This window comes from Oscillochloris sp. ZM17-4 (genome assembly GCF_019599295.1).
GTDB lineage: Bacteria > Chloroflexota > Chloroflexia > Chloroflexales > Chloroflexaceae > Oscillochloris.
In genome coordinates this window covers 278,481-291,883 of the sequence record NZ_JAIEWN010000001.1, presented here as the reverse complement: position 1 = coordinate 291,883, position 13,403 = coordinate 278,481, and the positions used below count along the sequence as shown (strand labels likewise).

11 protein-coding genes and 1 pseudogene are annotated in these 13,403 nt (G+C 70.1%); 10 read left to right on the top strand and 2 right to left on the bottom strand.

Going from position 1 to position 13,403, the window contains the following annotated elements; all coding sequences use genetic code 11:
- Window positions 1-2,562 (bottom strand): Ig-like domain-containing alpha-2-macroglobulin family protein (locus K2Z83_RS01185; protein ID WP_220593353.1); only part of this gene is annotated, 2,562 nt, incomplete at its 3' end.
- A 77-nt stretch (window positions 2,563-2,639) separates the two neighbouring features.
- Between K2Z83_RS01185 and K2Z83_RS01180 the strand changes: the two genes are divergently transcribed.
- From K2Z83_RS01180 to K2Z83_RS01165, 4 genes are all read left to right on the top strand, one after another.
- Window positions 2,640-3,365 (top strand): MBL fold metallo-hydrolase, encoded by a 726-nt coding sequence (locus tag K2Z83_RS01180; RefSeq protein ID WP_220593352.1) that lies wholly within the window; start codon window positions 2,640-2,642, stop codon window positions 3,363-3,365.
- Window positions 3,366-3,484: 119 nt separating this feature from the next.
- The gene (locus K2Z83_RS01175; RefSeq protein ID WP_220593351.1) at window positions 3,485-4,624 is read left to right on the top strand and encodes an ArsA family ATPase; all 1,140 of its coding nucleotides are present in this window, start codon (window positions 3,485-3,487) and stop codon (window positions 4,622-4,624) included.
- Between the two features lie 112 nt (window positions 4,625-4,736).
- Window positions 4,737-5,552: an SDR family NAD(P)-dependent oxidoreductase gene (locus tag K2Z83_RS01170; protein ID WP_220593350.1), complete on the top strand. Its 816-nt coding sequence runs from the start codon at window positions 4,737-4,739 to the stop codon at window positions 5,550-5,552.
- A gap of 127 nt (window positions 5,553-5,679) precedes the next feature.
- The gene (locus K2Z83_RS01165; protein ID WP_220593349.1) at window positions 5,680-6,048 is read left to right on the top strand and encodes a helix-turn-helix domain-containing protein; all 369 of its coding nucleotides are present in this window, start codon (window positions 5,680-5,682) and stop codon (window positions 6,046-6,048) included.
- 42 nt (window positions 6,049-6,090) lie between these two features.
- Here K2Z83_RS01165 and K2Z83_RS01160 read toward each other — a convergent pair whose 3' ends face one another.
- Window positions 6,091-6,276, bottom strand: coding sequence for a hypothetical protein (locus K2Z83_RS01160; RefSeq protein WP_220593348.1), 186 nt, complete (start codon window positions 6,274-6,276; stop codon window positions 6,091-6,093).
- Between the two features lie 250 nt (window positions 6,277-6,526).
- On the opposite strand from K2Z83_RS01160, the gene K2Z83_RS01155 reads away from it, so the two are divergent.
- The 6 genes and pseudogenes from K2Z83_RS01155 to K2Z83_RS28610 form a co-directional block, all read left to right on the top strand.
- A complete protein-coding gene (locus tag K2Z83_RS01155) occupies window positions 6,527-7,195 on the top strand; it encodes a hypothetical protein (RefSeq protein WP_220593347.1) in 669 nt (222 codons plus the stop codon).
- Between the two features lie 75 nt (window positions 7,196-7,270).
- Window positions 7,271-8,248 carry a hypothetical protein gene (locus K2Z83_RS01150; protein WP_220593346.1) on the top strand — a complete coding sequence of 326 codons (978 nt, stop codon included), beginning with the start codon at window positions 7,271-7,273 and terminating at the stop codon, window positions 8,246-8,248.
- 233 nt (window positions 8,249-8,481) lie between these two features.
- Complete coding sequence (locus K2Z83_RS01145; protein ID WP_220593345.1) at window positions 8,482-10,104, top strand: hypothetical protein; 1,623 nt, start codon at window positions 8,482-8,484, stop codon at window positions 10,102-10,104.
- 315 nt (window positions 10,105-10,419) lie between these two features.
- A complete protein-coding gene (locus K2Z83_RS01140) occupies window positions 10,420-12,114 on the top strand; it encodes an AMP-binding protein (RefSeq protein ID WP_220593344.1) in 1,695 nt (564 codons plus the stop codon).
- A 65-nt stretch (window positions 12,115-12,179) separates the two neighbouring features.
- The gene (locus tag K2Z83_RS01135; RefSeq protein WP_220593343.1) at window positions 12,180-13,106 is read left to right on the top strand and encodes a TerB family tellurite resistance protein; all 927 of its coding nucleotides are present in this window, start codon (window positions 12,180-12,182) and stop codon (window positions 13,104-13,106) included.
- A 69-nt stretch (window positions 13,107-13,175) separates the two neighbouring features.
- Window positions 13,176-13,403: pseudogene (locus tag K2Z83_RS28610) on the top strand (peptidase M14); the annotation flags it as partial.

The window sequence follows — 13,403 nt, the reverse complement described above, 5'->3', positions numbered from 1 at the left end:
GATGACCGGGGCGCCGCCGCGATCGCCGTCGCGGTAGACGGCCACGCCGACCCGCCGGCCGGGCGCGGGGCTGCCGTCGGCGGCGAGGCTCAGCAGATCGACCGTCGTTCGCTCGTCGCTGAGGACAACCCTGCTGCTCAGGCGTAGGCCGACCCGGTCGTCGGCGGGGAGGATCTGCCCGGCGTGGAGGCCGATGGCCGGCTGGTCGTCTCCGGCGCGCAGCTCGGCACGCAGCCGATAGTGCAGCGGCCCCTCTAGCGCCTCACGTGCGGGGAGCGCCACATTCAGCCTGCCATCTGGGTCTGTCGTTCCGCTGCCGCTGAGCCGCTCGGTTGGGGCGACCTGCGCGTCAAAAGAGAAGCCCTCAGGGTCGGTCGCGATCGCCAGCGGCTCCAGGTCGAGCGTCCAGCTGACCGTTGCCCCGGCCAGGGGCAGGCCAGATCGGGTGGCGCGCAGTGTCACCAGGCCACCGGCGTCGGCGAATGAGATCTCGACAGGCGCGGCCGCATCGGCCATGCGCAGCGGCAGCCTGGTGATGCTATTGCCCACCAGCACCGCCAGGCTGTAGTTGTCGAGGGGCTGGCTGGGCGAGATGTTTAGGGTGCCGCTGAGCGCGCCGCTGGCCGAGACCGCGCAGGCGGTGGTCTGGATCGGCGTCAGCGACGCAGCGGGCTCCAGCTGCATCCAGCAGGGGGTGCCGACGGCGGGCAGCTCCAGGCTGCCGTCGGCGGCAAAGGCGCGGGCGATCCCGCCGACCCTCGCGCTGTCGCCGGGCCGATAGGAAAGCCGGTCGAGGAAGAGCATGCTGCCGAATTGCGGCGCGGCCGCGCCAGCCGGGGCGGCCAGCCAGTCGCCGCGCACCAGCGCCAGCGCGGGGGCGTCGGCGAGGGCGAGATAGGGCGCGCCGCCGTTCGGCCGCTGGATCGGCTGTGCCCAGACCCCGGCGGCATCGGTGCGCCCGCGGGCGATCCGCGACTCACCGGCGTAGAGCAACAGCGAGACGTCGGCCACCGGCTCGCCGCTGGCCCGGTCGGTGGCCCAGACGAGCACCTGGCTATCGCTCTGGCGCAGCGTGAGGTCCAGCGGCGACACCTGGAGCAGCAGGTTGGCCCGCGGCCCCTCCGGCGAGCGCACCCGCAGGTAGTAGATCCCCGCCGGCAGCGGCGCGTCATCGGCGAGCGCAACCGTAACGGGGGCGCGCGTCGGGGTATCGGCGGGGTCGCTCAGAGGCAGCTGCCAGCTGCGGGCCGACGACTGGCCGTAGCGCTCGGGGCTGAAGTCGTACCACTCATCGGGCGCGAGGCCCATCGCCCGCACCGCCGTCGGCGCATCGAGCTGGTAGAGGGTCAAGTCCAGGCGCGACAGGTTGATCCGCTCCAGGGCGATCTGGGCCGTCTGGCTGATCGGCAAGCTGATCACATTGGCGGTTGCCGTGGGCGCGCGCAGGGCCGGCGCGGCGGGGGCCGCCCGCAGCTGCACTGTCGTCGTGAGGCCCAGCGGCTCGCCGCTGCGGTCGGGCGTGTCGGCGGACACCGTGATCGTGTAGGTCGAGGATGGCCGCAGGCTCGGTCGCAGGCGCACCTCCGTCTCGCTCACATCCATGGAGAGGTCGCCCACGGGCGGGTCGATCCGCAGTCCGTCCCGCAGCGCCGCCTCGTCCATCGGCGTGCTGAAGATCAGGCGCACGTCCTGGCCCGCCGCCAGCGCCTGGCCCTGGCCGGGGGAGAAGGCGATCAGGCCGGGCCTGGGCTCAACGCTGAAGCGCCAGCCGAGATCCGGCGGCGGGGCGAGATCGGGGTCGTCCGAGGCCAGGCCCACCCAGTAGCTGCGGCCATACTCCCAGCCGAGCCGAGGCGTGAAGGTGACCACCTGGGTCGCGCCGATCTGCGCCGTCGTGATCGCGCCCTCCACCGGCGGGTTGATCGCCAGGGCCGAGCGCAGCAGCGCCGGGTCGAGCGGTGCGGAGAGGGTGAGCACGAGCGGCTGGCTTGGGCTGACCCAGCGCGTGCCATCGGCGGGGGCTCGGTCGAGCGGCTCGGGCCAGTCGGTGCTCCAGCTCCAGCTGAAGGGCCGGCCGAGATCGACCCCGCGCAGGTCGGCCAGGTCGGGCGCGATCGTCGCGGTGTAGCGGGTGGCCGCCCGCAGCGGCGAGTCGGGGCGGATGAGCAGGGTCGTCTCGTCGAGCCAGCGCGCATGGGCGGGCGTCGGCGGGTCGATCTGGAGCTGGGGCAGCTGGCCGAGGCGGCCGATCTGGTCGGCGGGGACCATGGCCTGGCTGAAGATGATCGCCAGCGAGCCGTCGATGGGCGCGCCGGTCGCGCTCGGCAGGGCGGCGATCACGGCGGGGAGCGGTGCGGTGTGGAAGCGGATCGTGCGTGGCGCGACGATCGGCCGCCACCAGCTGCCCATCGCCTCGCCGCCCACAAGGATCATGTAGTCTGCATCGGGCTCCAGGGTGGTCGCCGGGGTGAAGGTGAGCTGCGTGGCGTCATCCGACCAGCGCAGGTCGCCCTCGGTGGGCGGCGTGATCCGCACCGCGCCCAGGGCGGAGACGCGGTTCATGGGCGCGGTGAAGCGGATGGCGATGCTAAACTGATGCTTGCGCCCCTCGGGCGTCCGCAGAGCATAGGGAGATCGCTATGAAGCTCAATGACGATGTGGCGGTGCTGGAGCTGGCGATGGGCCGCCCCGACCAGCCCTTCGTGCTGAACCTGACGCTGCTCCTCGACCCGGACCACGGCCCGGCCCTGGTGGACACCGGCGTGCCGGGGCAGGTCGGCGCGATCACCGCCGCCCTGTCCGAGCTCGGGATCGGCCTGGCCGACCTCAGGCGGATCATCATCACCCACCAGGACTATGACCATGTCGGCTCGCTGCACGATCTCGCCCAGGCCAGCGGCGCGAGCGTTATGGCCTATGCGCTTGAGGCGCCCTTCATCAGCGGCGAGCGGCCGCCCCGCTTCGCGACGCCGGAGTCCCTGGCGGCGCGGCCCGATATGCGCGCCGCCGCCGAGGCCTTCATCCCGACGCCGGTGGATGAGCTGCTCCAGGACGGCGCCCGCCTCGACCTGGCCGGCGGGGTGCGGGTGGTCGCCACGCCCGGCCACACCCCCGGCCATATATCGCTCTACCTGGAGCGCACAAAGACGCTGATCACCGGCGATGCGCTGCGCGCGGAGGGCGGCCGGCTGCTTGGCCCCAACCCGCAGTTCACGCCCGACATGGCCGGGGCCGCGCAGTCGGCCCTGGCTCTGGCCGCCCTCGACGTGACGACGATCATCTGCTACCACGGCGGCCTGGTGTCCGATGACGCCGCCGGCCAGCTCCGGCGGGTTGCCGCCGAGCTGACGGCAGGCCTGCAGTAAGTCCTATCAGATTGCAGATTTTGGATTGCAGACCGCCGTGCATGGCGTTCCAGCGCGCTCTGGCGGCGGCGCGTATGCGGCTTGCTCAATTCCAGTTGATATAAGAGGTAGAGCACCCCATGATCCTGATCTTTGTTGGCAGCGCCGGCGGCACCGCAGCCACGGCGGCGGCGGCCACGGCGGCGGCGGCGGCGGCGGCCGGGCGCCGCGCCCTGATCGCCAGCATCGGCCCCTCGCACAGCGTCGGCTCCCTGGCGGGCGTCGGCCCATCTAGCGCGCCCCAGAGCCTCGCGCCCGGGCTCGACCTGTGGGCGCTCGACGCCCTGGAGGATCTGGGGGCGGCCTGGGGCGCGCTGCGCGGGCAGCCGAGCGGCACGCCCGCCTCGGCGATCAACAGCGAGGAGCTGCCGATCATCCCCGGCAGCGACCTGTTCCTGGCGGTGGCCCGCCTGCGCCGGCTCGCCCCCAGCTACGACCTGATCTGTGTGGACGCCGGCCACCACGACGGGCTGCTGCGCGCGCTCGGCGCCCCAGACACCTTCCGCTGGGCGCTGCGCCTGCTGCTCGGCCTCGACCGCGACCCCGGACGCTCCAGCGCATCGATGGCCCGGGCCATGGTGCCCTCGGCGCTCATCCCCTTCGAGTGGATCGGCCAGGTTCAGCAGGCCCGCGTCCAGCTTGAGCGCCTGCGCGACGAGACGGTCGCGCCGGATCAGTCGCGGGTGCGCTACGTGCTGCGGCCTGATCGCGGCGGGCTGGAGGAGGCCGCCGTGGCCCTGCCGGCCCTCCAGCTCTTCGGGCTGGCGGTGGAGCAGATCATCGTCGGGCCGCTGCTGCCGGCGGGCAACGTCGCCCTGGGGCCGCTGCTGGCCGAGCAGCGCCAGGTGCTCGCCGACGCCGCCCAGACATGGGGCGGGCTGCCGCTGCGCCGCCTGGACGCCGCCGCCACCCCCGGCGGCGCGGCGGGCCTGGCCGCGATCGGCGCGGCGCTCTACGCCGACGGCGGGCTGCTGCCCGGCCCGCAGCCCGCGCCGCCCCTGCGCCTGGCCGGCCCGACCGAGCCTCGGGTCGAGATCGACCTGCCCGGCCTGCGCCGCGAGGCCCTGGGCCTCACGCTCAGCGGCGACGAGCTGATCGTGCGCGCCGGCCCCTACCGCCGCCACATCCTCATGCCCGAGGGCCTGCGCGGCGGCGTGGCTATCCGCGCCGGGCGCCAGGGCGACACCCTCGTTATCCGGCCGAGGCAGGCGAATGCTTGACGCCACCGAGCGCCTATTTTACAATCGCGACCGATAGAGTCCAAACCTGACAGCAAATAGCGAGGGGGCGATACCGCCGCCCCCGCCCACCCTACCAGCAGGAGGCATTCGGATGGCAAAGCAGCAGATCTCTCTCACGGGGAAGGTGGCAGTGATCACCGGCAGCTCGCGCGGCATCGGCCGGGCGATTGCCGAGCGCTATGGACGGGCTGGGGCACGGGTTGTCGTCTCATCGAACTGTGCGGACGCAGTTGGCCAGGTGGTGGGCGAGCTGCGCCGCCAGGGCATCGTCTGCGAGGGCGTGCCCTGCGATGTCTCTGACCTCGGCCAGGTGCAGGCGCTGGTGCAACGAGCCATCGATGCCTTTGGCCAGATCGATATCTGGGTGAATAACGCGGCGATCTCCGGGCCGTTCGCGCCGACGCTGGATGTGCCGCCCGAGGAGTGGCGGCGCGTGATCGAGGTGAACGTCTTCGGCTGTTACCACGGCTGCGTCAGCGTGCTGCCGCATATGATCGAGCGGCGCAGCGGCAAGATCATCAACCTCTCGGGCGGCGGGGCCGTGCGATCTCAGCGCTACCTGAGCGCCTACAGCAGCTCGAAGGCCGCGATTGTCCGCCTCACCGAGGGCCTGACCCGCGACTATAAAGAGTACCCCTACATCTCGTTCAACGTGCTCACCCCCGGCATGGTGCCTACCGATATGATGAGCGGCATTCGCTCCATCGGCGCGGGCATCCAGGCAGTCAAAGTTCTGCCCAAGATCATGAAGATCTTCGGCACCACCGCCGAGGAGACGGCCGAGGTGGCCCTGCGCATGGCATCGAGCGCGACCGACGGGGTGAGCGGGAAGGTCTTCGAGCTGATGCCGCGGCGGCGGATTTTCTGGCGGCTGGCCACGGCGGCCCTGCGCGGCAACTTGCCCTGAGAGATTGCAGATTGCAGATTGCAGATTTGGCGCAATAGGACACCATTCATAGCGTCAAACTGTAAAGCAACCTGAAACCTTGTCCAATCTGCAATCTACAATCTGCAATCTGCAATGAGGTGTCTATATGGCAAACTTGAACGAGCGGATCGGCGAGGTGATCAAGCGCAAGCGCCAGCGCGACCGGCTGACCCAGAGCGATCTGGGCGGGAGGATCGGCGTCAGCGGGTCGTATATCTCCGGCGTGGAGTCGGGGCAGACGGGGGTGCGGATCACTGAGCTGGAGGCGCTGGCGATCCACCTGCGCACCACGGCGATCGACCTGATCAACGAGGCCGCCGGGCGCGACGAGTATAAGTTCACCAGCGAGACGCGCGACCGCGACGCATTCCTCACCCTCTACGACGGCCTGTCGCCCGAGCATAAGAAGCAGGCCCGCACCTTCCTCATGTTTCTGCGCGAGCTCCAGCTTCACCCGATAGACGCCACAGAGTGATGTAATGAGGCGAGCGCATAGCGCTCGCCTCATTCATTTCACCTATCGTTGCCCCATCGCCTTGTAGTAGTTGTCGGCGATCTTCTGCGCCTCGGCGACCAGTTCCTGCCAGTTGAAGATCTTCACGTCGGGGATCTTCCGCTGGCGCTCGATCAGCACCCACGACCAGAGCACGGCCTGGCTGATCATCACGAACACGACGATGCCGATCATGATCCAGAGGTTCATGGCCCACCTGCCTTTCTTCTGCCGCGATGTTTGACGTATCATACCGCAGCCATGTGCTATACGCAACTGCCTGCGACCTCAACAGAAGGCCCAGCCCCAGCCCGCACATGCTATAATCCGGCAGAGGCTCCTTCTCCGAACTCACCATAGCCGAGATAGCATCAGATGCATCGATCCGCGATTATCACGATGTTCGCCCTGCTGATCGCCGCCTGTGGCCCCGTCGCCCAGGCGCCGACGGCCACGCACCATGAGCGGGAGCGGGGCGGTCGGGGCGATCACCCTCGGCAGCCCGCAGGCCCCCGCCGAGATCATGGGCATGAAGGGCGCCTTCTCGGACGCCGACTACCGGTTCGCGCTCACCGGCTTCGTCACCGCGCTGTACGGCAGCAGCTCGCCCCGCGGCATCCAGGTGGTCCACGTCGCCGGGCAGGACTACATCCACGGCCCGATCACGGTGATCGGCGCGACCCAGGACGCCTGGTACCGCCTGCCGAAGGCGCGGGCGGTCATGGCCACGCCGCCGCTCTACCCCGCCGGCCTGCTGGCCCTCGTCTCGCAGAGCGGAGTGGACCCGGCGGGGTTCGCGCCGGCCGGGCAGGAGCAGCTCGACTCCCAGGCATGTCAGCGCTTCAGCGGCGACCGCTCGGTCTCCCTCGCGGTGCTGAAGAGCCTGAGCGATAGCGGCCTGCCGGTCGACACCTCCGCCGAGCATGTGGATAGCGTCGCGGCGGATCTCTGGGTCTGCGATGACGGCTACCTGCACCAGGTGCGGCTGGCCTTCGCCGGCACCACCCCCGGCGAGACGCCGCTGCCCTTCGACTTCACGATGACGATGCACATGTACGACTTCGACGCCGATGTTGGCGTCGTCGCCCCCGAGACTGCCCTCGACCTTGCGGTCTCGCCGGCGCCGTAGGGATGCAGCGTGCTGTGTCCCATAGACACAGCACGCTGCATCCCTACGGCGCCGATATCTATGTTTGGAGGGAATATGATTCGCTCCTTGCTCCGGCTGGCTGCCGTGGCGGCGCTCCTGCTGCTGCTGGCCTCGCCGGCCTTCGCCCAGGGCCAGCTGTTCCTCACCGACCCGGGCGGACAGCTCGACCGCGCGGCGGTGCAGCGGGCCGCCCAGCCGCTGATCGACCGCGGCGCCCAGGTGGCGGTCTACTTCGTGCAGAGCGGCGGTGATAGCGATTTCGTCAGCCGCCTGACCGAGGACGGACTGGTGCGCGACGGCCTGGCCCGCACCAAGATGATCGCGATCTATGTCGCGCTCAATGACCGCTACAGCGGCATCCGCTACGGCGACGACTGGAATGTGGCCCTCCAGGTCAACGACAACTTCGACCTCATCCGTACCCAGGAGCTGAACCCCGGCCTCTCCAGCGGCGACTACACCGGCGGCGTGACCAGCACCCTCGGCGCGATCGAGCAGGCGATCGTCAGCCCGCCCTCGCCGAACGGCAGCGTCAATGTCAACACGGCCCCGCTGGCGGCGGGCGGCCTGGCGGCGGCGACGGCGATCGCCGGGGGCGCGCTCTACGCCAGCCGGCGGCGGGCGGCGAAGATCAAGGCCGAGGCCGACCGGCAGCTCAAGGAGGCCAAGGAGGGCGCGGCCACGCTGATCGCCGACCTCGGCCAGCGCTTCCGCAACGCCGAGGAGAAGGCCCAGTACGACCGGGTCTCCTACGCGCCGCCCGATGTCGAGCGCCTGCGCGTGGCCCAGTCGGCGGCCCAGGCTCGCTTCGTGAAGGTGCAGACCGACTTTGACGATGTGGGCGAGCAGCTGGACCGCTACGCGAAGCCCGAGATCGCCCAGCTCAACGCCAGCGCCGCCGCCTACAGCCAGGTCAGCGCCGCCGCCCAGGTGGTAGTCGGCGACCTGTCCGCCGTCGAGCAGATCCGCGCCGAGCTTGACGCCCTGGCCCGCCAGGCCCCGGAGGAGATCGCCCGCGCAAAAAAATCCTAGCCGACGCCGCCGACCGGCTGCAGAGCCTGGGCAAAGAGATCGCCGACCATACGGCGGCCCTCGGCCCGGCCCAGCAGCAGGTTTCCCAGGCCGAGAAGGCGCTTGAGGGGCACGATGCCCGCAGCGCTATCGCGGCCGCCCAGGCGGCGTCGGAGACTGCAACTGTCCTGATCGCCACGCTCGACCGCTACGCCGCCATCCGTGGCGGGATCGTCCAGGCCCGCAGCGACGCCGTGAGCCTGGCCGCCGAGGGCTACCGCATGGAGGTGAGCCAGGGCGCCATCGACGGCGCGCGCACGGCCCTGACTGAGGCCGGCCGCGCGCTCCAGTCCGGCGGCCCGTCGGCGGCGAATGTGAAGCTTCAGGCCGCCCAGACGATGCTCGACGAGGCGGTGGCGAACGGCGCAGGCCTGGTGACGCTGCGCGGCGAGAATGATGAGCGCCTGGCGGCGATCGAGGCGGCCGGGCTGAAGGCGGCCGATCTGATCGCCGAGGGCCGGCGCGCCTTCGATATGGTGGACGAGTTCGCCGAGGAGACCTGGAGCGACATCCGTGGCAACGGCAGCGAGGCCGAGGCCGCCGCTAGCCGCGCCCACGAGCACTGGCAGAGCGCCGGGGCGCGCAACACGATGGATTCTCAGGAGTTCCACGCGGCCAAGGAGGATCTCGACGCGGCCTCGCAGGAGCTGGCCTTCGTCAACGAGCTGATCGACGCGATCATCGCGCGCCTGCGCGACCTGGAGCAGTCCCGCGACACGGCCCGGGCCACCATGGACGAGGCCCAGCGCAGCATCGTCGCCGGCTGGGAGTTTGTGCGCGGGAACGACCCCGATGTGGGCAAGGACCCCGAGTCCATGCTCCGGCGCGCGCAGGAGCTGCTCGGCCAAGCTCAGGCCGAGTCCGGCAAGCCGAAGCCGAACTGGCTGACCCTGGTGCGCGACGCCCAGGAGGCCGACCAGCTGGCCGACGCGGCCCTGGCCGGCGCCCGCAGCGAGGCCGAGGCCATGGAGAAGCTGCGCCAGCAGGCCGACCAGGCCCGCAAGCTGGCCGAGTCTGAGGTGACGAAGATCGTCAAGTTCGCCGGCCTCCACCGCAGCGACATCCAGCCGGGGAGCCTCGCGGCGATCGAGGATCTGCGCGGCACCCTCGACCAAGCCCACGCGCTGCGCGCCCAGGCCGATGCGCTTGAGGAGGGTCAGCGCAGCGACGCCCTCGGCAAGAGCGCCGCCGCCTACCGCAAGCTCCAGGGGGAGAGCGGCACGATCTACCAGACGGTCTATGGCGATGTGCAGCGCCTGGAGAAGCTGCGCAGCGACCTGAACGACGAGCTGACGAAGGCCCGCGCGGCGCTCCAGGAGGCCGAGGGGCTCTACGCCAGCTATGGCCGGCAGGTGCCCGGCGGGCGCGGCCTGGGCCAGCGGATCCAGGCCGCCCGGCGCAGCTTCGACCAGATCCGCCTGCCGATCAGCGGCGAGGGGCAGCTGAACAAGACGATCAGCGTGGCCCGCGCGATCACCAGCGAGGCCCGCGATGTCTCCCGCGAGCTGCGCAGCTACGCCAACCGGGGCGGCGGCGGCGGCGGCGCGGGCGACCTCATCGGCGGGATGATCATCGGCGGGGCGCTGAGCAGCGGCAGGCGCCACGGCGGCTGGGGCGGCAGCGGCGGCTGGTCGGGAGGGGGCGGCAGCTCCGGCGGCGGCGGCTGGGGCGGCATGGGCGGCGGGGGCGGCTCATTGTCCTGCTGCGCTCTACGCTGCGGCGGTTATCCCACCACATTCTCCTGCATGGTCTGCCAGGGCATGAGCGGGGCGGCGACACCTTGGCGCGGCACGCGCACGAGCAGGCGCGGGCCGTAGATGAAGAACTCTCCGTGCTTCGCGCAGCGCAGCAGATCGCCCTGGGTGGCCAGCGGCTCTCCGCAGGTCGGGCAGGTCCATGTCATCGTCTTCTCTGCTCGCTTCTCTTTGCTCATGGCGCCTATCCTTCGTGTTCGGTACACAAAAAAAGCCCGCCCCGCACGGGGCAAGCTCACATCGCTCGGGGTGGCTCCATCGCCGCAGCCGCATGATCTGTGTTACCCTATAGAATAACACCTGCGACCCGTGAATTCAACCCTGCGCGATGGCGCTCAGCTGCCGGCGTCGCTGCTGGCTACTCGGAGGAAGATCAGCATGGCCACTCAGCGATGGAGCTATGTGAGCGGGACGAGCGATAGGCCGCTGCTGGGGCTGACGATCGGCGATATGTTTGACCAGATCGCCGCGCAGTACCCCGAGAACGAGGCTCTGGTGTCGTGCCAGCAGGGTCTGCGCTATACCTACGCCCAGCTCAAGGCTGAGGTCGACCGCTGCGCGCGCGGGCTGCTCGCCCTCGGCATGCGCAAGGGCGAGCGTGTCGGTATCTGGGCTCCCAACCGCGCCGAGTGGGCGATCACCCAGTTCGCCACCAGCAAGATCGGCGCGATCCTGGTCAACATCAACCCGGCCTATCGGCTCCACGAGGTCGAGTACGCCCTCGCCCAGTCCGGCTGCGCGATGCTGGTCATATCCCCGCAGTTTAAGAGCTCCGACTACACCCAGATGGTCGCCGAGCTGGCCCCCGAGCTGGCCCAGGGCGGCCGGCCCGCCCGGCTGCCCGAGCTGCGCGCGGTGATCCGCCTGGGCGATGTGCCCGCGCCTGGGACGATGACATGGGCCGAGCTGATGGCCGCCGCCGACAAGGTGGGCGCAGATGAGTTGGCCGCCCGCCAGGCCGAGCAGCAGTTCGACGACCCGATCAATATTCAGTACACCTCGGGCACCACCGGCTACCCCAAGGGTGCCACGCTCAGCCACCACAACATCCTCAACAACGGCTACTTCGTGGCCGAGATCCAGGCGCTCACCGACAAGGACCGGATGCTGATCCCGGTGCCTTTGTACCACTGCTTCGGCATGGTCATGGGCAATCTGGGCTGCGTCACCCACGGCGCCACTATGATCTACCCGAGCGAGGGCTTCGAGCCGCTGGCCGTGCTGCGCGCCGCCCAGGAGGAGCGGGCCACCTCGCTCTACGGCGTGCCCACGATGTTCATCGCCGAGCTGGAGCACCCCGAGTTCGCCAGCTTCGACCTGAGCAGCCTGCGCACCGGGGTCATGGCCGGCTCGCCCTGCCCCGTCGAGGTGATGAAGCGAGTCCAGTCGCAGATGAACATGCGCGAGGTCGAGATCTGCTACGGCATGACCGAGACCAGCCCGGTGAGCACGCAGACGCGGATCGGCGCGCCGCTGGAGAAGCAGGTGGGCACGGTGGGCGAGGTCCACCCGCACGTCGAGGTGAAGATCATCGACCCGGCCTCCGGCGGGGTGGTGCCCGTGGGCGTCACCGGCGAGCTCTGCACCCGCGGCTACAGCGTGATGCTGGGCTACTGGGACAACGAGGCGGCCACCAGGGGCGCGATCGACGCCGGGCGCTGGATGCACACCGGCGACCTGGCCACCATGGACGACGATGGCTACATCAATATCGTCGGCCGGATCAAGGACATGATCATCCGCGGCGGCGAGAACGTCTACCCGCGCGAGATCGAGGAGTTCCTCTACAGCCACCCCAAGGTCAGCGACGTGCAGGTGATCGGCGTGCCCGACCTCAAGTACGGCGAGGAGATCATGGCCTGGGTCAAGCTGCGGCCGGGCGAGACGGCCGACGCGGAGGAGATCCGCGCCTTCTGCCGCGGCCAGATCGCCCACTTTAAGATCCCGCGCTACGTGACGTTTGTCGACAGCTTCCCGATGACCGTCACCGGCAAGATCCAGAAGTTCCTCATGCGCCAGCAGAGCGTCGAGGCGCTCGGCCTTGAGGTGGCAGACCACGTGAAGACGGCGTAGGGACGCGTAGGGACGCGTAGGGACGCAGCGCGCTGCGTCCCTACATCGGGACGTAAAGGATAGTCATGCCCAAGAACCCGCTGGCGATGGCCCTCGCCAAAGTTATCATCGCCGCCGCATGGGCCGACGGACACCTGGCCAGCGACGAGGTGAACAGCCTGAAGAACATCCTCGCCGAGCTCGGGCAGACCGGCGGCTCAGGCGAGATGGCCCTGACCGCAAACGAGTGGGGCGAGCTGGAGATCTACCTGCACTCGCCGGTGGACGCCGCGGAGCGCGCGCGCCTGGTCGATGGCCTGGCGGCGGCCCTGCGCGGCCCCGGCGACCGGGCGCTGGCCCTGGCCGCGCTCGACCAGATGCTGCGCGCCGACCGGGTGATCACGGGCGAGGAGCGGGCTGTGGCCGATCAGATCCGCGCCGCCCTGGAGCGGGTCGATCTCGGCCTGATCGCCCAGATCGGTCGCCTGCTGCGCGGGGCGAACCCCGCCGGCGGGCCGAACCGCGAGCAGTACCTTGAGGAGTTCCTCAATAACCGGATCTACTACGCGGTGCGCCAGCGCCTTGGCGTGGCCCCCGAGGACGACCTGGGCATCCCCGCCGATGAGGCCCACACCCTGGCCCTGGCCGGCGGCCTGCTGGCCCGCGTCGCCCGCGTAGACAATGTCGTGACCGAGGCTGAGTTTGTGCGGATAGCCGAGGCGCTGGAGTCCGGCTGGGGCATCAGCCGCGAGCGGGCGGCCCTGGTGGCCGAGGTGGCCCTGGCCGAGTCGACCGCCGACCTCGACTACTTCCGGCTCACCAAGGAGTTCGCCGATGGCGCGAGCGTCGAGGACCGCGTGCGCTTCCTCGACGCGCTCTTCGCTGTGTCCGCCGCCGACGGCGAGATCTCCAGCGATGAGAGCGCCGAGATCAGCCGGATCACCGCCAGCATCAACCTGACCCACAGCCACTTTGTGGCCGCCAAGCGCCGGGCGAGAGGGGATATGTCGTAAGGGCGGAGCTATGCTCCGCCCTTACGACATACCGAATGTGCCTGTTGGGCACACGATGAGCTTATTTTTATGCGTGTAACCCTATGGGCGTGTCTCGCCCTTCTGTTGGCTGTCGTCCCCACCGCCCGCGCCCAGCCGACGCTGCGCGAGTTCACCATCGGGCTCTCGGGCCAGGGACGGCCGATCCAGGCGGTGCGGGTGGGCGACGGCCCGCGCAAGCTGGTGGTGGTGGGCGACACCCACGGCGGCCCCGAGGCCAACACCTACCGGCTCACCCTCCAGCTGATCGACTACTTC

Excerpts from the sequence above, each read along its gene's own strand:
- K2Z83_RS01170 (WP_220593350.1), top strand. The coding sequence starts at position 4,737 with ATGGCAAAGCAGCAGATCTCTCTCACGGGGAAGGTGGCAGTGATCACC.
- K2Z83_RS01150 (WP_220593346.1), top strand. The coding sequence starts at position 7,271 with ATGATTCGCTCCTTGCTCCGGCTGGCTGCCGTGGCGGCGCTCCTGCTG.
- K2Z83_RS01135 (WP_220593343.1), top strand. The coding sequence starts at position 12,180 with ATGCCCAAGAACCCGCTGGCGATGGCCCTCGCCAAAGTTATCATCGCC.
- K2Z83_RS01175 (WP_220593351.1), top strand. The coding sequence starts at position 3,485 with ATGATCCTGATCTTTGTTGGCAGCGCCGGCGGCACCGCAGCCACGGCG.
- K2Z83_RS01155 (WP_220593347.1), top strand. The coding sequence starts at position 6,527 with ATGAGCGGGAGCGGGGCGGTCGGGGCGATCACCCTCGGCAGCCCGCAG.
- K2Z83_RS01180 (WP_220593352.1), top strand. The coding sequence starts at position 2,640 with ATGAAGCTCAATGACGATGTGGCGGTGCTGGAGCTGGCGATGGGCCGC.
- K2Z83_RS01160 (WP_220593348.1), bottom strand. The coding sequence starts at position 6,276 with ATGAACCTCTGGATCATGATCGGCATCGTCGTGTTCGTGATGATCAGC.
- K2Z83_RS01165 (WP_220593349.1), top strand. The coding sequence starts at position 5,680 with ATGGCAAACTTGAACGAGCGGATCGGCGAGGTGATCAAGCGCAAGCGC.
- K2Z83_RS01140 (WP_220593344.1), top strand. The coding sequence starts at position 10,420 with ATGGCCACTCAGCGATGGAGCTATGTGAGCGGGACGAGCGATAGGCCG.